We start from the raw sequence: 22535 nt of genomic DNA, 5'->3' as shown, positions 1-22535 counted from the left end.
TCACGGCAGCGGATACGGCTTGTTGTTGACCAGCACCACACCCTGCAAGGCGAGCGTGATGGCCCGAATGCCCACATTCGCGATGGAGTTGACCTGCACGCTGCCACCGGCGGTGAGCGTCGCGGCGCCTATCGCCTTGAGGCTGAGCGCCCCCATCGCGTCGACGGTGACCGCACCGGCGAGCGACTTGAGGTTGACGAGCCCGCGGCCCTCGATGTTGAGCGGGCCGCCGCTCTTGATGGTCAGACTCCGGCGCGCGCTCAGGGTGAGATCGGTGCCGGCCTCGACCGACACCGACCGGGTGCCCTTGATGGTGACGGACCCCTTGCTGTCCACGGTGATCTCGGTCTTCGTACGATCGAGATTGATGATCAGCCTGTCGTTGCCGGAGGCGATCCGCACCCCCTGCTTGCGGGCACCGGTCTGCTGGCTGAGCAGGTCCACCCGGTTGCCCTTCCGGTCGGACAGGGTGTGCCGGATCGCCTGCTTCTTCAGCCCGTCGTGCAGCGGTACGTCACTGACCACGGTCGGTTTGTCCTTGCCGTTGTAGAGGCCACCGATGACGAACGGGTGGTCCAGGGCGCCGCGGTCGAAGGCCACCAGCACCTCGTCGTTGACGTCGAACGGGAACACCCCGCCACCGCCCTTCCCGCCGAGCTGCACGGTCCGCGTCCAGTCGCTCTCGTACGCGTCGTCCAGCCAGGGGAACTGGAGCTTGACCCGTCCCTGCTTCAGCGGGTCCTGCACATTCGTCACCAGGGCGTTGGCCACGCTCGGCAGCTTCGGGGCGGTGGCCGAGCCCCCGCCGGACGTGAGGCCGTACAGGGAGCGCCACTGCCGGCCGCTGACGGTGATCCAGGTCTGGTAGTGCTCGTCGTAGCCGAAGACGTGCCGCACGGATGTCACCGTGTACTTGCCCTCGAACGGCTTGCCCACGTCGGTCAGCGTGACCGGAACGCCGGGACGCAGCTTGGGGTTGCCGAACACCATGACCTCAAGCTCGGCGAAGGAGGACGTCACGTCGTCGGCGAGGGCCTTGGCGGCGACCTTCACCTCGGCCAGGCGGTCGTAGGGTGTGTCGGTCTCGACCAGCTTGGCCGTCTTGAACTTCTTCGCCGTCTTCTGCGGGGTGGTGCCGATCGCGAAGCCGTCGTTGGACGTGGCGGGCGACATGGCGGTGAGCTTCTTCTTGGTCGTGACGTTCCAGCCGCGCGCCTCGGTCTTGGCCACCTGGTCGGCAGAGGTCACCGCGGCCCGGCAGCGCAGCACGTCGACGCCGCCCTGCAGCACGAAGGGGCTCTTGTCGCCGGGGGTGCTGGTCGGCGGCGCGGTGGAGGCCGGGTCGGCCTTGGCGAACTGGAACTTCCCCTCGGAGTCCAGCGACATGACCACCTCGTTCTCGTCGGCGAGCCGGGCGAGGAAGTCCCAGTCGGTCACGTTGGCCTGACTGATGAACTCGTAGACCGTCGTGGTGGGCTTGATGCCGCCCTTCCCCCTGCCGATCGGAATGCCGTTCATCGTGGCCAGCTTCTTCGCGATGTCCGCGGCCGTCTGGTTGCGGTACGCGGCCACCCTGCGCTGGCGCATCAGGCGGTGGCCCATGTCGTAGCCGCGGATGACGGTGAAGGTGCCGGTGCCGTCGTAGTCGGTCTCCATGCCCGTAACCTCGCCGGTCAGCAGCGGGGAGGCCGCGCCCTGGCCGTCCGCGACCGGCGCGAGCGTCACCGGGGTGCCGCACTGGATGCCGAGTTCGCCGAGCACCAGCCGGTCCGGGTCGCGGAAGGTCAGCCGGAACGCGGCCGGCACCCCCGCCCCGAGGTCGACCCAGCAGCCGACGAGGTCGGAGGCGATCTTCTCCGGGACCGGACTGCCGTCCACGGTCACGTGGACGACGTTGGAGTACGAAGGCTGGACCATCAGAAACCCACCTCTTCGGCGGCGGGCAGCACGAGCTCGGTGCCGTTCGAGAGCCGGTTCGGGTCGTCGATGTTGTTCGCCTCGGCGATCGCACGCCAGGCCGCCGCGTCCCCGTACTCCCGCCACGCCAGCGACTGCAACGAGTCGCCCGCGACGACCCGGTGCACACGCTGCGCGGTGAGCGCGCCCGACGTCGGGTTCTGCCCCTTGGTCTTGCTGGGGATCTCGTGCAGATGCACCTGACAGGTGGCGCGGATCGGCACGCCCGTCGTGCCGAACAGGGAGTAACTGGCGTCCACCGAGCTGACGTACGCCGTGAACCGCGCGGTCGAGAACGACCCCCACTGGAACACCACCCACGGCGTGGACGGCTGCTTCGCCGCGATGCTCTTCGTCGTCACCTCGCAGCAGGAGAACAGCGCCTCGACCTTCTTCAGCACCGAATTGCTGGTCGGGTCGTCGGACGAATCGAGGAAGATCTCGACGGTCATCTCGCGGGGCTCGGGCCCCATGAACTCCGGGAGGGAGCCGTCCCGCACGGCCGCGGTCGGGGTGGTCTTCCACCGGGCGCGCCGGCTCAGCGAGAGCGTCGAGGGGTTGAAGTCGAAGTTGAACGTCTTGATCAACCCGCCCGGAGTGGTGCTGCGGCCGATGGGCGGCTCGTGAATGGCCAGCGTGGCCCTCACAAGGCTCTTGCCCGCGCCCTTTCCTGACTTGCCTGCCATGTTCTTCGCCGTTCCCTAGTCCGTGAACCCGTGGTGGGTGATTTCCAGCACCTCCGTGGCCACGGCCGGGCTGGCCGGGTCGAGGGAGGGCCCCTGCCAACTGACCGGGAGCACGTCGAGCAGACCCCAGCGGGCCACCTCCGAGCCGTCCGCGCGCAACGCCGCGATCTGCGCCGTCGGCCGCTTGACCCCCGTGGTCACGGAGGACACCCAGGCCGCGACCTTCGCCGTGTCCGGTGTCAGGGGGCGGGTCAGCCGGATGTTGGAGAAGGTCACGCGGGACGGAAGCTGCCACACGAACCCGTTGTTGCCGCCCTCCTGGCGCTGCTCGATCTCCACCTGCGACGAGAGTCCTTCACACCCGTTGAAGTAACCGAGGCTCTCGCCGTCGATGGTGAGGGTGAAGAAGATGGTGGAGCCCGGGTCTCGATCGGTGGCCATCGGGGATCGGCCTTTCTTGGGGTGGCGTGTCGTACGGGGTGGTGGGGGGTCAGCGACGGGGATCGCGCAACTTGCCGATCCGCTCCCGCTCGAGGCGGAGTTCGGTCCGCAGCAAGCGGGTGATCGGCCCGGCCATCTTGTGGGTCAGCTCGTCGATCTGACCCTGAGTCAGGGACCGGGGATCGAAATCGACGGCGGTGTACGTGGGCGGGGCCTCTTCGCGCTCGGCGTGCGAGGGCAGTGGCAGACGGGGTGGCTCGGTCGCGGAGTACGGGGAGGGGGGCCGCTCGGAGGAGGCGGCGGCGGTGGCGTCGGCGGAGGCGAGGCGGGCGAGTACGCGGGAGGGGACATCGGGTTGACGTCCCGCTGGACCGAGGGCAGGGCCGGGGGCATGGCAGGGGTGGTGGGCGTGGTGATGGTGGTGGGTGCGGTGCCGAGGGTGGTGGGTGCGGGAAATGCGGGGGGCGCGGGAAGTACGGGAGGTACGGCCGAGGAGCGCTGTACCGGCAGGGCTACGGGTGCAGCGGCGGGGGTGGCGTGGAGGGGAACGGCTGCTGTGGGGGTGGGGCTCGCGGAACTCACCCGGGGCGCTGGGGGTGCCGGCTGCGCTCGGGTCGTCGACTTCATGAGCTGAATCGGTGACGTCGGTCGCGTCGGTCGTGTCGGTCGCGCCGTGTCTGTCGGGTCTGCCGGAAGGAGGAGTCCGTCCGACGGGCGAGGCATGGGCGCGCTCGGAGTGGAGGAACGCCGTACGACGGGGGTGGCGCTGTGCGTCGCCGGGGGCGTGAGACCGGGGAAAACGCCTTCGGCGGGCAGCGGGTGCGCAGGGGTGTGGCGAGCGGTCGAGCGCTGAACGGCGGGTGTGTCGGGTGCCTGCCGCGGCGGAGCGGGCTCGGAGGCGACTCGCTGGACGACAGGGGCGCCGAGGCCGAGGCGACGCGGGGTCGAGGCAGCGGAGCGAGGAGCGCGGTGCTGCTTCGCGGACACCTGGGGTTGGGGTGCGGGTGTCGAGGTCTCGGGCTGCCGAACTGCCGAGCGCTGCACGGGGGAAACGGGGGGCATGGCGGCCCCGGCGACATGCGACCGGGCGATGCCGGCATCCTCTGGTACTGGTACTGGCGCTGGAGTCGGCACAGATGCGCGAGAGGCGAGTGGTCCTGTGGCGCCGGTGGGTGTTGCCGGTGACGCACTCGCGCGGGGCAGCGGTGCCGACGGAGTCGAGGAAGTGGGGGGAGCCGAGGGAGTCGAGGAGGCAACGCGCCGGACCGCAGGGGCAGTTGTCGTCGGTGAGCCAGGCGTCGACGGCCTCGTAGGACCTGCGGAGGCCGAGCTGCGTCGCGCCGACGAGCCGCTCGCAACGGCGCCGGGTTGAGCAAGGGGGACGCCGGCAAGGCGCCGGAGGACCGGAGCACCGGCGCCGGGAGCCTCGGGGCCGTGCGCTGCCTGACCGCCGTGGGCACCGGCGACGCGCCCGCCGACCGAGGGTGGCGACACTGCCCGCTGCACCACGGCACCGGTGCCACTGGGAACCCCAGGCGCCCTGGTCGACGAAGGTGCCGTTCCCGGTGCCTCGGGCGATCGGCGTATCGGACCGGGTACCAGACTGCCACCGGGCCCGGGACGGGTCCCGGCCGCCGAGGAACGTTGTACGGCCGGGGTCGGGGCCGGCGGCGACGTCGGGGACGTTCCGGCTGCGGCCCCACCGGGGGCGATGGACGTGCCCCCTGTCGGGCCGGCTGCTCCTGCCGGCCCGGCCCCGTCGGAGCGCCGCGCCGACGGGCCGTTCGTGGAACCGCCGTCGGAGCCGCCGGAACGGGACCCGCTACGGCCGTTGTCGGCTGTGGTGGCGCGCCGCAGCGGTACGGCCGCGGGAGCGGTACGGCGCTGTACGGCGGCGGCAGGAGGCGTGCGGGGCAGCAGCGAGGTCAGTGCGCGTGCGGGAGCGAGCGGGCGCACCGGTGGACGCGGCGACGGCGGGGAAGCGGGAGCGACCGGCTCCGCGCCACCGTCCTGCCGGGGGACGACGGGCCGACTGCCCTCCGGACTCTTCGCCGTTCCCTCCACCGCACTCGTACGTTCCTGAGCGCGAGGTTTCGCCACGACGGCCCGCTGTACGACAGAGCTGCTCACCGTGGCCGTCCCTGACGCGGCGGAAACTGCCGGAGCCGGAGCCGGAGCCGGGGTCGGAGCCGGGGTCGGGGTCGGGGTCGGGGAAGATACCGCACGCTGAACAGGCAGGTCCCCGGACGGGGCTCCCGCCTCGGGAATCTCCAGTCGAGACGGTGCCGCACCTGATGACGACGAACCCGAACGTGGCGTCCCTGGCTCTGGGGACGGCCTCCTGGGAGACGTCGTCGCGGAGGGAGCGGGGGGAGTCGTCGCACCGGTGTGTGCGGCCGGTCGCCCCGTTGGGGTTCCCGCCGCACGCTGCACCGGACGTCGTACCGGCGTGGCGTGCGAAGGCGGAGTGGACAAGGGCGCGCCCAGCCCCGCGCGTCGACGGGGCGGCCCCGCAGCAGTCGGGCTGCCGCCCGGAGTCACCGGAGCCACCGGAGCGGTCGGTGCCGCCGGTGCCGCCGATGCCGCCGATGCTGCCGGAAGGGGCGACGCCGGTACGGATGCCGCGGCCGACGGCTCGTCCCCAACGGGCGGCGCCTCCAGCGCCGTACGTCCGGAAACGCCCGACGTACTCCGCTGGACCGGAAGATCGGCCCCGGCGGCGGAACCGTCGCGCGATCGCGACACGGAGACGCGAGGCGCGGCCGGGCCGACGGAGGCAGCCGGTGTCCCGGAACCCGGGAGCGGGGCGGCGGGAGCCGAAGCCCGGGGAGCGGTGCCCGATGTCCGGGAAGCACTTACCGAAGCGGCAGAACCGACCGACGTTCCCCCACTGCCGCTGTCGCGGCCACCGGAAGCCGGGACGGCGACGGCGGGCGCCGACGACGGCTGCGGTACGGACGGCTGCGACACGGACGGCAACGGCGCGGACGGCTTCATCGCCGGCAGAGCCCGTCGCTGTACCGCGGGCCTGGCCGGTGCCTTGGTCAGCGAGGTCGGCCGCGTGGCCCGGGCAGCGGCGGGCGTCACCCGTGGGCCTGCCGGGCCGAGGGCCGCCACCGGGGAACTCATGCGCTGCACGGGCAGCGCACCGGTCTCCTCGCCCGACTCCACGGGCGAGGCCACCGGCAGGGAGAGCGAGGGGAGTTCGAGCCCGGAGGCAGGTCCCACCGGGGCGGCGAGCAGGCCCTTGACCAGTCCGCCGGGCGCGCCGTCGAGGACGGCGTGCGACAGCGTGCCGGTGAAGGAGGGGTTCTGCCAGGTCGTCAGCCGGCCGCCGAACCCGGCGTCGGCGACGGCGCCCGGCCGGTCCGTGGCCCGCTGGATCGGCGGCAGCGCGGGCCAGGCGGCAGGCCGGACCACCCGCGCTCCGGCTCCCCGCCCCGCATCGCCCGCCGTGGACGTACCGCTCACCCCGGCATCCGTACCGCCTGCCGAAGCCGAAGCTGGAGCGCCCGCCGGTCCGGAAGCGGACGCGGCGGCGGAACCGCTGCCGGATCCCCGCTCGGGTCCGCCGCCCCCGCCGCCGCGCAGCCGATCAAATAGCCCCACGCCGTGTCACCCTTCTCCGGCGCCGCGGTTGACGAGTGCCGCGATCTGTTCCGTGTAGCCGCGCCGGTCGCGGTGTTCGAGATCCAGGATGGTCTCCAGGCTCCAGTGGAAGTGATAGGCGATGTACGCGATCTCCTCCTGGATGCGGTCGGTCGCGTACGTCACGATTCCCCCAGGCGGCTCCCGCCGAGTTCGACCTCGAACGGCTCCTCGCAGTGCGGGCAGGTCACGGCGGCACGGGTGTGGCCCTCCGCGTTGACCTGACGGTAGAAGTCCTGCAGGAAGGCCAGGTCCGAGGCGAACATGTTCTCCACCACCCCGTCGTGCACCAGCGGAAGCGTGCCGAGCCGGGTGATGACCCGGCCGAGCAGCACGACCGACAGGTACGCAGGGTTCTCCTGCACCCGCATGTCCCGCAAGGGGACCAGCTCGTCGCGAGCGGTGGCGAGCCGCATCACGCCGTGCCGGTGCACGGTGCCGGAGTCGTCCACGTACCCGCGCGGCAGCTCGAACTCGAACTCGGTGCGCAGCGGTTGCGCGGCTGCGGTCGGGGCGGGGCCCGGCGCCGGAGCCGGAGCAGCGGTCTGCTCCGGCTCCGGTTCGGCGACGGCCGCGGCCCTGGGAGCCGTACGGCGCATTACTCGATGACCAGTTCTTCGAAGGTGATCGTCACGGTCTCGGTGAGCGCGGACGCCTCGCCGGCCTTCACGGTGCTGGTGTCGATCTTGCTGCACCAGGCGTTGCGCATGTTGTACCGCTTGACCGGGTTGTTCATGTAGTCCATCACCATGATGGTCGCGTTCTTGCGGGCGGTGCTCATCTGACCGGCGACGGATTCGGTGATCCACTGGTTGAAGGCCGCCGACTGCGTCATACCGCGGACGACCGTGCAGGTGCCGGCCTTCTTCACACCCGGCAGCTTCTTCGTGACGGGGATGCCCTGAGAGGAGACCTGCTGGTACTCGATGACGTCCTGCTCGATGCTGAGGCCGCTGACCTCCGCGAGGTACTCGACCATCACACCGTCGATCTGGAGGCCGAAATTGTGTGAAGTAAGGGCGTCACCCGGCTGGAGACTCATCTGTTCTCTGTCCTTCTACGGTTTCTTGGGCGTACGGGGCGGAGCTGGTGGCCGAGAGGGCGGTACTACTCCTCCAACTCACCACTGCCGCTGGAGAACTGGGCCAGCCGGAAGATCACGAACTCGGCGGGCTTGACCGGCGCGATACCGATCTCGCAGATGACACGGCCGAGGTCGACCGACTCCGGCGGGTTGGTCTCCTCGTCACACTTGACGTAGTACGCCTCCTCCGGCCGCGAGCCGAAGAGGGCGCCGTTGCGCCACTCGTTGACCAGGAAGGCGGAGACATTGCGCCGGATCCGGGCCCAGAGGGCGTGGTCGTTCGGCTCGAACACCACCCACTGGGTGCCGATCAGGATCGACTCCTCCAGGTAGTTGAAGTACCGGCGGATGTTGAGGTAGCGCCAGGCCGGGTCGGAGGACATGGTGCGGGCACCCCAGACGCGGATGCCGCGGCCGGGGAAGGCGCGGATGCAGTTGACGCCGATGGGGTTGAGCAGGTCCTGCTCACCGCGGGTGATCTGGAGCTCCAGGTCCACCGCTCCGCGTACGACCTCGTTCGCGGGCGCCTTGTGCACTCCGCGCTCGGAGTCGTTGCGGGCCCAGATGCCGGCGACGTGCCCGCTCGGCGGGATCAGCCGGGACTGACCGGTGGCCGGGTCGAAGGCCTTGACCCAGGGGTAGTAGAGGGCGGCGTACTTGGAGTCGTAGCCGGCCGTCTCCTGGCGCCACACCCGGATCTGACGGGCGTTGAGGCCGGGCGGCGGGTCGATGACCGCGACCCGGTCGCCCATCAGCTCGCAGTGCGCGATCAGACCGAGCTGGACGGCCTTGACGGCCTCCAGGTCGATGGCGCCGCGCTGGTAGGCGGCCATCAGGTCGGGGACGGCGACCATCGAGACCTCGTCCACGGCCTCCAGGCCGCCGAAGCCGGTGCGGTCGGCGGAGTCGCCGAGGTACTGGGCGGGGCCGGGGTGGCCGCCGTCCGTGGTCGCCGGGACGGCGGGGGCGGAAGCGGACGGGGCCGCGAGCGCCACCGTCTGGTTGTCGGGGCGGGCCAGCTGGGCGGCGGGCGCGGCCTCCTGCACGGCGACGAGCTTCGAGCGCTCCTTCACCTGGGTGACCACATAGTTGCGACCGCCCTTCTTGGCGGTCACGTCGAAGGTCTCGGCGACCTTGTCGCCGTCCTTGACGATCAGCTTGAACCGCTCGGCCGGGCCCTCGCCCTCGGGGTCGGCGACCTCGACGCTCAGCCTGCCGCCCGCGACGGCGCTCACCGAGAACGTGCCGAGCTGCTTCGGCTCACCCGGCGGCAGCGCGGCCTGCGCGCCGGAGCCGGTCACCGCGGCGGGGGCCGCGGAGTCGCCCGAGGCGCCGCCGGGCGTTCCGCCGACCCGGACGACATACGCGGCGCTGCCGCCGTTGTTGAAGAAACCGTAGACGGAGTGCGCGAGGTAGTACCCGTCGGTGAACTCACCGAAGGCCGCCACGTACTGCGTCCAGTTGGTCACCAGTGTCGGCTCGTGCAGGGGGCCGATCGGGGCGAGACCGACGAAGGCCGCCACCGAGGTGCCCACGCCCTCGATCGGACGCGAGCCGCTGGCCACCTCCTCGACGTAGACGCCCGGCGACAGGTAGGACGGCATGCTCTGCTCTCCTCGGGGTACGAGATGGGACGTCACTCACCCTCACGCGCGAAGCGCGCCCCCCGAAACGTCCTGCGGTGCCGGGTCGGGGGCAGCTGTGTTGCCCCCAGGGGCATATGGCGCGGGCGATGAGGGACGCTGCCCCCAGGACTGCCCTTGAGTGCGTTCCCCATGACGGCGCCGTCCGGTACACCTTGCAGATTGGTGCACCCGCGTTCGAATGGAGTCCTAGTGCACGCGCAGGGCAAGGAGACCGACAAGACCCGTGGCCGGACGGGCGAGGGCCGGCCGTCCGGCCGCGCCCCCGCGCCCGGGCCCGCCGCGGGGATCCTGGCGCTGCAGCGCGCCGCGGGCAACGCGGCGGTGGCCCGTGCCGTGGAGGAGCAGCGGCACGAGCACGACGCGAACTGCGGCCACGGGCCCTCGGTCCAGCGTTCCGCGGTGCACGAGGTGCTGCGGTCCCCGGGCCGGCCGCTCGACGCTCCGCTGCAGACCGAGATGGAAGGCCGGTACGGCGGAGAGGACTTCAGCGGTGTACGCGTCCACACCGACGCGGCGGCCCAGCGGGCGGCGGCGCAGATCGGTGCGAAGGCGTTCACCTCCGGACCCGACGTGGTCTGGGACGGTCAGGACAAGCACGTCCTCGCCCACGAGCTGGATCACTACCGTCAGCAGATCCGGGGCCCCGTTCCCGGCACCGACAACGGCTCCGGGCTGATGATGTCCGATCGCGGGGACTGGGCCGAGGTCCAGGCGGAGGAGAACGCCCGGCGGGTGATGAGCGGGGCGCCGCCCGTGCAGCGCGCCGTCGACCACACGGCGGAGCGGAGCGGGTCGGGGACGGCGGAGGCGGGGGCGCCGGCGATCCAGCGCACGGTCTGGACGTACAACGCCAGCACCCAGACCCGCTTCGCCATGGGAATTCCGGCATCGGGTGTCTGGCAGGACGAGACCAACCCCGCCCAGACCGCCACCTCCGCGCAGTTGGGCGTCGGGGCCGACGGTCTGCGCCACGGGGACAAGTACGACGACGTCACCAGGCGTCACTTCGGAAGTGGGAACGTCGAGTTCTCGCAGCGTGGCACGATCCCCGACACCCCACAGGCGCACCGGAACGGCGCCGCCTACAAGGAACGCGAGGCCAGGGTCCGCAACGCGCTGGTCGACGCCAAGAGGAAGATGGCGGAGACCATCGCCATGCTGGGGGCGGGCGGACCTCCCGGCGGCCGGCTCCTCGATGCGCTCAGGTCCGGCTTCCCGGCCTTCCAGCGGGCCACACCGCAGCAGATCGAACCGTTGCTGTCGCATGTCGTGGAGGTTCTCACCCGGGTCCAGACGGGCCTGAACGCGTCGGGCGCGCAGATCGCGCTGGCGGGGGAGACGGCGTGGTACGACCTGGGTGCGTTGGGGTCCGGCCAGGCCAACGTGGCCGGTTGGGTCGCCCCCACCCTGGGCGAGCGGCTCAGGCCCCACGACATGAAGAGCGAAGAGCTGCCGACGATGGACGCCGGACGCGAGGGTCCGATCAACCTGCGGACACCCGGCGAGAACGTCTGGTACATCATCCACGAGGCCACCCACCGGTTCGCCGGCACGCTCGACTTCCAGTACAGCCCCTACGAGCACGAACTCAGCGAGGACCGGGCCGACGTGGGCATGGCACAGGACCTGGGCTGGAGTCAGCAGCAGCTGGCGCAGCACTCCGCGGGCAGGCTGGACAAACGTGTCGCCCGTGACCCGGACCAGTACACCGGTCAGGACGAACCGGCCCACCCCCACAAGCAGTTGAACTGGTACGCCATGGGCAGGCGGGCCCTGATGAACGCGGACTCCTACGCGCAGTTCGTCGTCGTGGCCACCGGGGGGACGCTGCCCCGGCGCTGACAGGGTCGGGCCGGGTGCCGCTGCCCCGGCCACAGGGCCGAGAGGGCACCGCGCCCTACCTGTTCATGCAGGGACCTTACCCCTGAGGCCACTGCCCCGGGAGCGGACCTGCGGCTAACGTCCCCGCGTGAGCCTTTGGACTTCGCTGGAGCCTGCCTCCAGCACTGTGGATCCCGGTGGTAGCACCAAGGTGCGGTTGCGGTTGCGCAACACCGGTGACGTGGTGGATGAGTACCGGTTCGAGCCGGTGGGTGATGTGGCGCCGTGGACGGTGGTGGAGCCGCAGACGCTGCGGCTGTATCCGGGGACGACGGGGACGGTGGAGTTGACGTTCTCGCCACCCCGTTCTCCCGACGCGGTGGCGGGTCCGAATCCGTTCGGGGTGCGGATCACGCCGACGGAGCATCCGGAGGCGACGACGGTTCCCGAGGGGAATCTGACGATCACGCCGTTCACGGAGGTGCGGGCGGAGTTGGTGCCGCCGACGGTGAAGGGGCGTTTTCGGGGGCGGCCGAAGCTGGCGGTGGACAATCTGGGTAATACGAGGCTGACGGCGTCGGTCAGTGGCAGTGACAACGGCGATCATCTGTCGTACGACATCCATCCGAGCAATGTTCAGATCGAGCCGGGTCGTGCGGCGTTCGTGAAGGCGACGCTGAAGCCGCGGCAGATCATCTGGTTCGGGTCGAAGGAGCAGCGGCCGTACACGCTGGCGATTCAGCGTTCGGGTACGGGTCCGCAGCCGGTGGAGGGCACGTATGTGCAGCGCGGGTTCCTGCCGCGTTGGCTCGCCACGTTCCTGGGTGTGTTCATGGCGCTGGCGATCACGTTCGTGATGCTGTGGATCGCGTACAAGCCCCAGGTGCGCACGTCCGCCACGGAGAAGCTCCAGGAAGCCGGCATCAGCACGCTCCCGGCACCCACCCCGTCCTTGTCGCAGGCGCCGAGCTCCGCGCCGGCGGACGTCCCGGCGGCTCCGTCCCAGCCGCAGCAGACGCCCGAGAGCGGTGGTGGAGGAGGCGGCGGCGGAGCGGAGGCCAGTCCCAAGGCGACGAAGAAGACGGCGACCGGGCCGCTGCCCGCGAGCAACATCGTGCTCAGGAACCCCACGACCAAGAAGTGCGCCGACATCCCGGGCTACGACAAGGGTTCGGTGAACGGCCCGGTCAGGGAGTTCACCTGCGACGGCACCACCCATGACAACCAGCTCTGGAACCTCGAAGTGCGCGAGAAGGGAGGCGGTCCCGAGAAGTCGGACCTCTTCCAGATCCGCAACGTCAAGGACCAGTTGTGCATGGACCTGCCCGACTACGGCGCCAAGCCCGCGCAGACCGGCGTGTTCGAGTTCCGGTGTGACGGCACGACCGCCGACAACCAGCTGTGGTGGCTCGACAAGCAGGACGACGGCCACTACTGGATCCGCAACTACTCCAGCAACCACCTGTGCCTGGACGTCGCCGGCTTCAGCACCGGCGGCAACGACACCCCGCTCACGATCTACTACTGCAGCAACACCGACGACCAGGAGTGGGACATCGTCCACCCGTCCTGACCCACAAAGGGCAGGGCGCCGCAACTCTTTGGGCAGCCGTCATGCCCCGACGCTTGCTGACGGGAGCGAGGTCCCGGCCATAGCGTCGACGGGGTGAGCCTTTGGACTTCGCTGGAGCCTGCCTCCAGCACTGTGGATCCCGGTGGTAGCACCAAGGTGCGGTTGCGGTTGCGCAACACCGGTGACGTGGTGGATGAGTACCGGTTCGAGCCGGTGGGTGATGTGGCGCCGTGGACGGTGGTGGAGCCGCAGACGCTGCGGCTGTATCCGGGGACGACGGGGACGGTGGAGTTGACGTTCTCGCCACCCCGTTCTCCCGACGCGGTGGCGGGTCCGAATCCGTTCGCGGTGCGGATCACGCCGACGGAGCATCCGGAGGCGACGACGGTTCCCGAGGGGAATCTGACGATCACGCCGTTCACGGAGGTGCGGGCGGAGTTGGTGCCGCCGACGGTGAAGGGGCGTTTTCGGGGGCGGCCGAAGCTGGCGGTGGACAATCTGGGTAATACGAGGCTGACGGCGTCGGTCAGTGGCAGTGACAACGGCGATCATCTGTCGTACGACATCCATCCGAGCAATGTTCAGATCGAGCCGGGTCGTGCGGCGTTCGTGAAGGCGACGCTGAAGCCGCGGCAGATCATCTGGTTCGGGTCGAAGGAGCAGCGGCCGTACACGCTGGCGATTCAGCGTTCGGGTACGGGTCCGCAGCCGGTGGAGGGCACGTATGTGCAGCGCGGGTTCCTGCCGCGTTGGCTCGCCACGTTCCTGGGTGTGTTCATGGCGCTGGCGATCACGTTCGTGATGCTGTGGATCGCGTACAAGCCCCAGGTGCGCACGTCCGCCACGGAGAAGCTCCAGGAAGCCGGCATCAGCACGCTGCCGCCCAGCCCCTCGACCTCCGCCGCGCCCCCCACGCCTCCCTCGCCCAGCGCCGAGGCCCCGGTCGTGCCCTCGGCGCCCGAGACACAGGCCGCGAGCGGTTCCGGAGGGGGCGGTGGAGGTTCCTCCGAGACCAAGCCGAAGGAGTCGGCCACACCGCAGGAGGACACGGCGGCGACCGCCGTCGCGCAACTGGCCGCGCAGGACCCCGGACGGCACATCTGCTACCGGGCCTATCTGACGGACAAGGGCTGGACCAAACCGGTGTGCGACGGCGCCATGGCCGGCACCGTGGGACAGAACCGCCCGATCAAGTCCCTCAACCTCGCCACGTCCGACACCGACGGCACCGCTGCCACCGCCTTCGTCTACGACTCCCGGTCGACCAACGGCAACGGGCACTATTTCGGGCCGTGGAAGGGCGTGGTCGACGGCGCCGACCTCTACATCGGCAGCACCAAGAAGGACGACCCGTACATGCTGGGCTTCGCCATGAACGTCGGCCAGAGCAAGAGCGTCGTCTGCCAGACCACGCACGTCCACAACGAGGGCTGGCACGGCCTGGGCTGCGACGAGCCCGGCGGGGACAACTACATCTTCGGCGGGACCCTGAGCAACCTGCTCTGGCTCGAGGCCGTCAAGTTCACCGTTTGAATCCTCCCCCTCGTAAGCGAGGGGGATTCCTAGCTCACGCTGCCTGCCGCCCCGGCGGGGTGTCAGGTCTTTTACGATCAGCACTAGCCGGGTTGAGACCAGCCCGGACGAGCATCACGCGGGCGGAGTTCTTGTCCCTGGGGGATGAGATTCCGCACGCGGTGCAGGTGTAGGTGCGTTCCGACAGTGGCAGTGCGTGCTTGGCTCTCGCTCCGCAGTGCGCGCAGTCCATGGTGGTGTGCGCGGGGCGCACGAGCCGGAGGTCCCGATCGTGCTTACGCGCCATGTTGATCAGCTCCGCCTTGGTGGCGGAGATCGCCGCGTCGGCCGCCTTGCGGGCCATGGTGGACTTGGCGAGAAACTTCGGGCGGAAGTCCTCGACGGCGATGGTGTCATGATCGCGGACGACCTGCTTGGCCCATTTTCGGCCGGTGTCCTGGCGCTGCCGGGCGACCTTCTTGTACAGCTTCGCCGTCAGCTTCTTCGCTGTCCGGTAGCCCTTGGAGGCGGCCTGCCCGGCCTTGGGCTCACGCCGGGCCATCATCCGCCGATACCCGGTGAGTTTCGCGGCGGCCTTCCGCCCGTGCTCGGTGTGAGGAAGGTCGTGGGTGTCGCTGGTGGTGGTCGCGGTCTGCTTCACCCCCCAGTCGATACCCAGCACGTTGCCGGTCTCCGGCAGCGGCTGGACTTCGGTTGCCACGAACGAGGCGTACCAGTGGCCGAGGCTGTCGCGGTGGACACGCACGGACGACGGGTCGGCAGGAAGGTCTCGCGACCACACCACCGTCACGCCGATGCCGCCCGCGAGGTGCAGGCGCCCGTCCTTGAGCCGGAAACCGTTGCGGTTGTAGTTCAGGCTCGGGTCGGCCACGGACTTCTTCTTGTACTTCGGCATCCCCGCCCGCTGCCGCATCGGCAGCCGGGTCTTGATGTCCTTCAATGCCTTGGCGCGGGATTTGCCGAAGTCCCGGATGATCTGCTGTTGCGGAACACTGCTGCCCTCACGCAGCCACGCATTGTGGGTGCGGGCCTCGGTCAGCATCTTGTCCAGCCGCGCCGGACCGCACTTCTCCTCGTCCCGGTGGGCCTTCTTGGACCGGGCGCAGCATTCGTTCCAGATCCACCGGCACCGGTCCCACTCGCCCAGCAACGCCGTGAGCGCGGTGGATGACACCCGAAGCCGGTAGGTGTACCGGGCGTGCCCGGCCTCCCCGACTTCCAATGGTGCCGTCATGGTGTGCCAGCGTAGCGACCATGGACGACGGGCTACGCACAACTGCGAGGATCCCCACTGCACTTCATGTCCGCTGGGCTGTCCACGCCAAGCGCGAGCGGCGGTCACGCAACGCCGATCTCACCTACCTCCCGGAGGGCGTCCTCGGCACTCCCGCAGTGGACGCCGAATCGCCCGGCGGCGATTCGACTACCCCACCCCCGCTACGCGGGAAGCCGGATTCCTTCCCGGCGTGATGGCCGGGGCGTTTACGCGAGCAGCCGGGCGAGGAGCTACCAGGTGCCCTCGCCCGGCACCAGCCGGCCCGCCTTGCGGTACTCGCGGCGCGCGCCCTCCAGGAGGTCGGCCGTGTCGACCTGCGCACCGCGGCCGGCGGCGCCGTAGGCGGCCGTGACCACGGCGCTGCGGATCGAACCACCGGCCAGCTCGAAGTCACGGGCGACGGCCCGCGGATCGGTGTCCTCGGCGCACGGTACATGGGTCAGGGCGTGCTGCCACAGGGCCAGCCGCTGGTCGGCGTCCGGGAACGGGAAGTCGATCACGAGGTCGAGACGGCGGGTGAACGCCTCGTCGATGTTGGCGCGCAGATTGGTCGTGAGCAGCGCGATGCCGTCGAAGGACTCCAGCCGCTGGAGCAGATAGGAGCTCTCCATGTTGGCGTACCTGTCGTGCGAGTCCTTGACCTCGGACCGCTTGCCGAACACGGAGTCCGCCTCGTCGAAGAGGAGCACGGCGTCGGTGCGGTCCGCCTCCGTGAAGATGCGCTCCAGGTTCTTCTCCGTCTCGCCGACGTACTTGTCGACGATCGAGGAGAGCTGCACGACGTAGAGGTCGAGGCCGAGTTCGGCGGCCACGACCTCCGCGGACAGGGTCTTGCCGGTGCCGGAATCACCCGCGAAGAGGCCGAGGACGCCCCGGCCACGCCCGCCGCCCGCGCTCAGCCGCCAGTCACCGAGCACCTGGTCACGGTGGCGGGCGCGCAACGCCAGCTCGTGCAGTTGCACCAGTGGTTTGTCGGGCAGGACGAGATCCTCCCAGCCGACGTCCGGACGGATCCGGCGCGCGTGCCGCTCCAGCCCGGAGGCGGACTGCTGCCTGGCGGCCAGCCGCAGATGAGCGGGGGTCAGCGCGGTCCCTTCGAACACGGCGAGGCGCTGCGCGGCACGTGCGGCGCGCAGGATCCGGTCGCCACCGAGCCGGTACGGCGCGACCACCGGGGCGAGGTCGAAGCCGGGGGCGAGTTCCGGTACGGCGGCGACATGAGCGGAAGTCGCGGTGTCGCCCCCGGTGCCGAGCGCCACCGCCCACGCGTCCACCGCTCCGGAGCGCAGCCGGGGCGCGTCCAGGACGAGCGGATCGCGATGGTCGCACCAGTGCGGATCGTACGGACGCGGATCGGTGAACAGCACGGACACGTCGTCCACCGCCAGCGCCCGCATCAACGGGGCGGGATCCTCCGGCAGCGGCGACACGACGATCGCGCAGTCACGCAGCCGGGCCTCGCGGAGCAGCTCGGCGATCGGCTCCTGCCCGGCGGTCCTGTCCGGAGCGAAGTGGAGCGCCTCCTGCCCCGAAGCGTCGCGCAGCGCGCCCGCGGCACAGGCGAGACCGTCTCCCGCCCGGTGTTCGCGCAGATAGACGGTGAGCGGGGCGGCCGCCAGCCGCCCGGCGAGCCTGCGCAGGAAGACCTCGTCGTACTGCTCGCCCCGCACCGGCGCCCGGAGCCGGTGGACATGACCGGTCAGTGCGGCGTCCAGGGTGTCGTCGCCCAGTAGGTGCGCGATCAGCCGGTCGGGTACGCGCAACGACCGGCTCAGAAAGGGGCGTTCGGGCTCCTCGACCACTGCCAGGCCCAGCGCGGCCAGCGGAGCCGAGGGATGGAACCGGGCCCGTGCCTCGGCACGGTGTGCCGGAAGTCCGCACAGGTCGAGCGCGAGCCCGGTGGTGGCCCGGCGGCGGCTGACGTCGTCGTTGAGGTAGCCGTACAGCGGCTCGAAGGTGCGGTCGAGGTCCGGGGCCAGCGCGATGAGCAGGATCCGGACGTCCAGCTCGGTCAGCCCGAGCCGCCCCGCCAGCAGATCCAGCCGGTCACCCCGCTCGGAGTCCCAGCTCTCGGGGGCGGGGTCCTGACCGGCCGGCTCCAGCAGATGCCGTACCGCGTCCTCGGACAGATACAGGCCGCGCAGCGGATCGGCGGCGGTGGGATCGGTCGCGCTGCGGTGTTCGACCAGCAGCGCCACATGCTCGCGGAGTCGGGACACCCGGACCAGGAGCGCGTCGGCCGATCCCTCGAAGGCGGTGGCGGGTGACGTGTCGTCCGTGGACGACGAGGTGTCGGTGGCGGCCGACGCCGGGACGTGCGGGGTCACTTCGCTCGCTTCTCTCCGTTTCGATCCTCCGCGACCGGGTGGTCCCCGGCCGGGAGTTCCGTGCCCGCCGCCGTGTCGGCCGCGGTCGTGGACGCCAAGTGCCGTGCCCGGTGCCGCCGTTCGGGCGAGCCCTCCAGGGTTCCGTCCATCCCGCGTACGCGCACGCCGGCGCCCTCCGTGACCGGCGGCCCGGCGTCGTACTCCGGGAACGACGGGAACGGCGCGGTCACCACCAGATCCAGCGACGGCTTCAGCTCGCCGCCGAGCGCGGACCAGATCTCCGCGAGGGACCGGGACTCGGTGTGCAGATTCGCCACCGAGAGCGGCACGGACAGCCCCAGTGCGGCCAGCGCGTCGGGCAGTGCGTGCGGGGGCAGGATCTCGTGGGGGAGCAGTGTCGCCAGCACCGCGGACAGCAGTCGGTGTTCGTCCTGCGGCTGCTTGGTCCAGGCCGTCACGAGATACGAAAGCCGGAACCAGCGGGGCGGCTGGCGGCGGCGCAGCACGATGCCGCGTTCGTCCCGCACGGCCATGGCGCCGCGCTCACGGCGCCGTACGTCCTCGCGGATGTCGTACAGGTAGGCGTTGATGGCGGGCGCGTTGCGGCGGGCGGCCCACTCGCGGCTCGGCGCGTCGAAGGCGACCTCGATACCGGAACCGGCCAGCGCACCGCTCCTGAGCAGCCCTTTGAGGACCTCGTCCACCTCGTGAATCACCGTCGTGCTCCCGCCGTGCCGTCACGTCCCGCCGCGTACCAGCCGTGGGCCGGCTGAGTACCCGCTGTGTACCCGTCTGCTGTGATCCGCTCGGTACCCCGCTCGACAGGCCCCGTGCGAACGATCGCCCGCCTCAGATGTAGCCTTCCCTGAGCGCATAGGCCACGGCGTGGGCGCGATTGCGCAGATGGAGCCGGGTGGTCAGCCCGTGCATCACGTTCTTGACGGTACGTTCGGAGTAGGAGAGCTTGCTCGCTATCTCCCCGGTGTCCAGCCCCTCGGCGACGAGCCTCAGCACATCGATCTCGCGTGGCAGCAGGCCGGAGAGTGGAACACCGGTCTGGCCGGAAGCGGTGCGCTGGAGCGATCCCACCTGAGTGATGAGGCGTCCCAGCAGATCCGCCGGCAGATCCCCGTCGCCCCGCGCGGCCGCGAGCACGGCCTGTACCAACCGGTGCGCACTGGCCTCGTGGCGCCAGACGATGGCGCCGACACCGCACTCGATGACGTCGAGCAGCTCGGCCTCGCGGATCGCGTTCACCACCAGCACGGCACGCGCCCCGTCGCTGCGTACGAGTCGGCGCAGCCGGGACAGCGTGGTCTCGTCAGGTCCCTCGTTGACCAGGACGGCCACGGTGCCGGGCCCGGCCTCCGCGCTGTCGAGGAGGTTGATCACGGGGTGCTGCGCCAACTGGCTGCGCACCCCGGCCCGGGAGATCGGGTCGGGTGCCTGGACCACCACCGGTATGCCATTTCCGGAATCCACCGCACCGGTGTCGGCGGGCCGCTGTGACACGCCTGCGTCAGTGGTCCGTAATGAACTGCGCAACCGCTTCTCCCAAATCCACGTGCTGGTCGCCCCTGTGTCGCCAGTGGCCGAAGGGCTTGTCCCAGACTTCTGTGCTCGGCGTGCCTCGCGCAATCGTGGAGGACCACGAGACGTACCACGAGATGGATCATGAAACGTCCCCGACAGGAGACATCGATGGGCGAGACCGAGGCGCTGCGTGAACGACGGGAGGCACTCGAGCTGGTGGCCGCCGAGGCGGACCGCGCCCGCGCCGGGTCCGGCCGTCTGGTGCTGCTCAAAGGGGCCACCGGCACGGGGCGCACCGCCCTCCTGGAGGCCGTCACCGAGCGGGCGGCGGCCCGTGGCATGCGGGTGCTGCGGACCCGCTGCTCGCCCGACGGCGAGGCCGGGGAGTTCGCGGCGGTCCTCCAACTTCTGTCATCGGGCGGCGAACTCGATGCCGGAACCAAGCTGTTTCCGGACGTTTTCGACGACAATCCGCACCACTGGTCGTACGCCGAACACCTGTGGAGGCGGCTGCGCTCCCACGCCGCCGACGCCCCGCTGCTGCTGGCCGTGGACGACGTCCACTGCGCCGACGAACCCTCGCGCCGTTGGCTCGTCGACGCCGCCCGGCGGATCGACGCACTGCCCGTCCTCCTGGTGGCGACCGAGCGCAGCCAGTACGACATCGACCCGCCGTCCGCCGGCCTGGCGCACGCGCTCTCGCCCACCCTGGTGCGCACCCACACCCTCGCCCCGCTGAGCGCGAACGCGGCGGCGCAGCTGGTCCGTTCGGACATCGACGCCGCCACGCCCGCCTGGGTGGACGACTGCGTCCGGGCCGGCGCGAGCAGCCCCCTGCTGCTGCGCGCCCTGCTCGACGACCTCCGCGCACAGGAACCGGACGGCGCGCCCCCGAGGCCCGTGCCGGACACCTGTGCCGCGCTCTACCCGGGTGCCTATCCGGCCGCCGTCTCCTGGTGGCTGGACAGCGCCGGAGAGGCGACGGCGAGGGTGGCCCGCGCCCTCGCGGTGCTGGACGCGGACGTGTGGGAGGAGGGCCACGCGGAGGAGTTCACCGAACTGCTCGCCGAGACGGCCGGCGCGGACCCCGCGCGGGTACCCGGCTGGCTGACCGCCATGACCCGCCTCGGCCTGCTGCGGCCCGGTCCCGACGGGCGGCCGCGCTTCGCCCACCCGCTGCTGCGGGACGCGGTGCTCAGCGGCTGGCCCACCGTCCGGCGGCAGGCGGCCCACCGTACGGCGGCCGAAGTGATGCTGGGCCGTGGCGACCGCGCCGAAGCGGTGGCCGGACAACTGCTGCGGACCCCGGCCGTGGGCGCGGCCTGGGCCACCGTGGCGCTGCAGGACGCCGCGTCCGTGGCGGTGCGGGACGACAGGCCCGACGACGCCGTGTCGTATCTGCGTCGTGCGCTGGACGAACCGCTGACGCCCGCCCGCCGGACCATGGTCCTCACCGAGCTGGGTTCCCTGGAGTTCGCCGCCGCCCGCTCCTCGGCCGGGATACCCCGGCTGACCGAGGCGACCCGGCTGCCGGGCATGCCGCAGGACCGGGTACGGGCGGCCGTGGCCCTGGGCACCGTACTGGCCCGGCGCGGCAAGGCGCGCGCCGCGATGGACGTCCTGCGCGACCTGGACGAGCAACTGACCGGCCATCCGGACCTGACACGGCTGCTGGGGACCGCCTCGGCGCTGCTGTCGGACCACGACCAGGGCATCCGCCAGGAGGCGTACCGCTGGCTGCACGGTGCCGCCGAGCGGGCGCCGGACCTGGTCGGAACGGCAGGTCGGGCCCTTCTGGTCCGCTACGACGCGACGGCCGGACTGATCCCCGCAGCCACGGCGATGAAGCGGATCCACGCCCTGCTGGACGAACCGATCGACGCGCTCGCCGAACCCTTCCTGCTGGGTACGGCCGCCGCCGTCGCGCAGTGGGCCGACGAACTGGCCGAGGCCGAGGGGCTGGTACGCCGGGGACTGGACCGGCAGAGCCCGTCCCTGTTGCACCCCATGCACCTGGCGCTGCTCAACGTACGGGCGGACATCGCCGCGACGCGCGGACAGTACGCCGATCTGCTCGCCGAACCGGCGGCCTGGCAGGTCCCCGAAGCCACCCGGCACCGGCCCGACCCGGCCAACGCGCACGGACACGCCGTGATCGCCCTGGTCGAGACGGGCCGCACCGAAGAGGCGGCCCGCCTCGCGGACAGCTTCGCCCTGGGCGACGCGCACGACTCCTGGGAACTCAACCGATTCCTCTACGCGCGGGGCGTGTTGCGGTCCGCGCAGGGGGATCACGCCGGCGCGCTGGACGACTTCCTGGAATGCGGCCGCCGGCAGACGGCACGGGACGTGGTGAGCCCCGTGGTCACCCCCTGGCGGACCGCGGCGGCCGAGTGCCGCAGCGCGCTGGGCCGTCCGCAGGAGGCCCTCACGCTGGCCCGTGAGGAACTGCGGCTCGCCCAGGTGTGGGACACCCCCGGCTGGTGGGGCGGGCGCTGCGCGGGCTCGCCACCGCGACCGGGGGCCGTCGCGGTCTGGAACTCGCCGACCGTGCCGTCCGCATCCTGCGGGACGCCTCCGCGCAGACCGAGCTGATCCCCGCCCTGATCGGACAGGGGCGTCAGCTCGTCGCGGCGGGGGACCGGAGCCGGGCTCGCGACGCGCTGCGCGAGGCGGCCGAGCACGCCGAACGGCTGGGCGCGGTAAGGATGCGGGCGCTGGCCGAGGAGGTTCTCCCCGAAGGCCGCTCCCGCGGCTCGGCGACCGCGCTCACCGGATGGGAGGCGCTGACCGGCAGTGAACGCCGGATCGCCGCCCTCGCGGCCGACGGGCGGACGAACGCCGAGATAGCCGAACTCCTGCACCTGGCCCGGCGCACCGTCGAGACCCATCTGACCAGCTCCTACCGCAAGCTGGGCATCCGCCGCAGGACGGAGCTCACCGCGGTCATCGGCGAGCGGCCGGCGGATCCGGCGGAGCCCGTGGAGGAGCCGGGCGGCTGACACGCCCCC

14 protein-coding genes and 1 pseudogene are annotated in these 22535 nt (G+C 71.2%); 4 read left to right on the top strand and 11 right to left on the bottom strand.

Features of this window, described 5'->3' with window-relative positions:
• From AAFF41_RS05195 to AAFF41_RS05165, 7 genes are all read right to left on the bottom strand, one after another.
• Positions 1 to 1917, bottom strand: coding sequence for a VgrG-related protein (locus tag AAFF41_RS05195; RefSeq protein ID WP_319751619.1), 1917 nt, complete (start codon positions 1915 to 1917; stop codon positions 1 to 3).
• Positions 1917 to 2642: a CIS tube protein gene (locus tag AAFF41_RS05190; protein ID WP_097282743.1), complete on the bottom strand. Its 726-nt coding sequence runs from the start codon at positions 2640 to 2642 to the stop codon at positions 1917 to 1919. Before AAFF41_RS05190 ends, AAFF41_RS05195 begins: the two co-directional genes overlap by 1 nt.
• Before the next feature lie 15 nt (positions 2643 to 2657).
• Positions 2658 to 3083, bottom strand: a complete 426-nt coding sequence (locus AAFF41_RS05185) for a phage tail protein (RefSeq protein WP_054235291.1) — start codon at positions 3081 to 3083, stop codon at positions 2658 to 2660.
• A 3615-nt stretch (positions 3084 to 6698) separates the two neighbouring features.
• Positions 6699 to 6857 carry a DUF6760 family protein gene (locus AAFF41_RS05180; protein WP_095856654.1) on the bottom strand — a complete coding sequence of 53 codons (159 nt, stop codon included), beginning with the start codon at positions 6855 to 6857 and terminating at the stop codon, positions 6699 to 6701.
• Positions 6854 to 7330, bottom strand: coding sequence for a hypothetical protein (locus AAFF41_RS05175; RefSeq protein ID WP_319751621.1), 477 nt, complete (start codon positions 7328 to 7330; stop codon positions 6854 to 6856). Before AAFF41_RS05175 ends, AAFF41_RS05180 begins: the two co-directional genes overlap by 4 nt.
• A complete protein-coding gene (locus AAFF41_RS05170) occupies positions 7330 to 7773 on the bottom strand; it encodes a phage tail protein (RefSeq protein ID WP_054230236.1) in 444 nt (147 codons plus the stop codon). The genes AAFF41_RS05175 and AAFF41_RS05170 overlap by 1 nt, the downstream gene beginning before the upstream one ends.
• 65 nt (positions 7774 to 7838) lie before the next feature.
• Complete coding sequence (locus tag AAFF41_RS05165) at positions 7839 to 9419, bottom strand: phage tail sheath subtilisin-like domain-containing protein (RefSeq protein ID WP_319751622.1); 1581 nt, start codon at positions 9417 to 9419, stop codon at positions 7839 to 7841.
• Positions 9420 to 9650: 231 nt separating this feature from the next.
• Between AAFF41_RS05165 and AAFF41_RS05160 the strand changes: the two genes are divergently transcribed.
• The 3 genes from AAFF41_RS05160 (at position 9651) to AAFF41_RS05150 (ending at position 14388) form a co-directional block, all read left to right on the top strand.
• Positions 9651 to 11303, top strand: coding sequence for an eCIS core domain-containing protein (locus AAFF41_RS05160; protein WP_319751623.1), 1653 nt, complete (start codon positions 9651 to 9653; stop codon positions 11301 to 11303).
• Positions 11304 to 11430: 127 nt separating this feature from the next.
• A complete protein-coding gene (locus AAFF41_RS05155; protein WP_343323561.1) occupies positions 11431 to 12855 on the top strand; it encodes an RICIN domain-containing protein in 1425 nt (474 codons plus the stop codon).
• A 93-nt stretch (positions 12856 to 12948) separates the two neighbouring features.
• Entirely contained in the window at positions 12949 to 14388 is a 1440-nt protein-coding gene (locus tag AAFF41_RS05150) for a hydrolase (protein WP_343323560.1), read from the top strand.
• Positions 14389 to 14422: 34 nt separating this feature from the next.
• Here AAFF41_RS05150 and AAFF41_RS05145 read toward each other — a convergent pair whose 3' ends face one another.
• The 4 genes from AAFF41_RS05145 to AAFF41_RS05130 all read right to left on the bottom strand — a co-directional run bounded on the left by AAFF41_RS05145 (position 14423) and on the right by AAFF41_RS05130 (position 19503).
• A complete protein-coding gene (locus AAFF41_RS05145; protein ID WP_343323559.1) occupies positions 14423 to 15622 on the bottom strand; it encodes an RNA-guided endonuclease InsQ/TnpB family protein in 1200 nt (399 codons plus the stop codon).
• Between the two features lie 272 nt (positions 15623 to 15894).
• Positions 15895 to 17991: an ATP-binding protein gene (locus AAFF41_RS05140; protein ID WP_425526106.1), complete on the bottom strand. Its 2097-nt coding sequence runs from the start codon at positions 17989 to 17991 to the stop codon at positions 15895 to 15897.
• On the bottom strand, positions 17988 to 18707 hold the full coding sequence (locus AAFF41_RS05135; RefSeq protein ID WP_060898972.1) for a Pvc16 family protein: 720 nt from the start codon (positions 18705 to 18707) through the stop codon (positions 17988 to 17990). Before AAFF41_RS05135 ends, AAFF41_RS05140 begins: the two co-directional genes overlap by 4 nt.
• Positions 18708 to 18840: 133 nt before the next feature.
• Positions 18841 to 19503, bottom strand: coding sequence for a helix-turn-helix transcriptional regulator (locus AAFF41_RS05130; protein ID WP_343323558.1), 663 nt, complete (start codon positions 19501 to 19503; stop codon positions 18841 to 18843).
• A gap of 189 nt (positions 19504 to 19692) precedes the next feature.
• Here AAFF41_RS05130 and AAFF41_RS05125 point away from each other — a divergent pair.
• Positions 19693 to 22526 (top strand): annotated as a pseudogene (locus tag AAFF41_RS05125) (AAA family ATPase).
• The last annotated feature ends 9 nt before the right edge of the window (positions 22527 to 22535 follow it).

This window comes from Streptomyces mirabilis (assembly GCF_039503195.1).
In the GTDB taxonomy this organism is placed as follows: Bacteria; Actinomycetota; Actinomycetes; order Streptomycetales; family Streptomycetaceae; genus Streptomyces; species Streptomyces mirabilis_D.
Note: the sequence above shows the minus strand (reverse complement) of the source record. Positions and strands in the feature narration are given on the sequence as shown.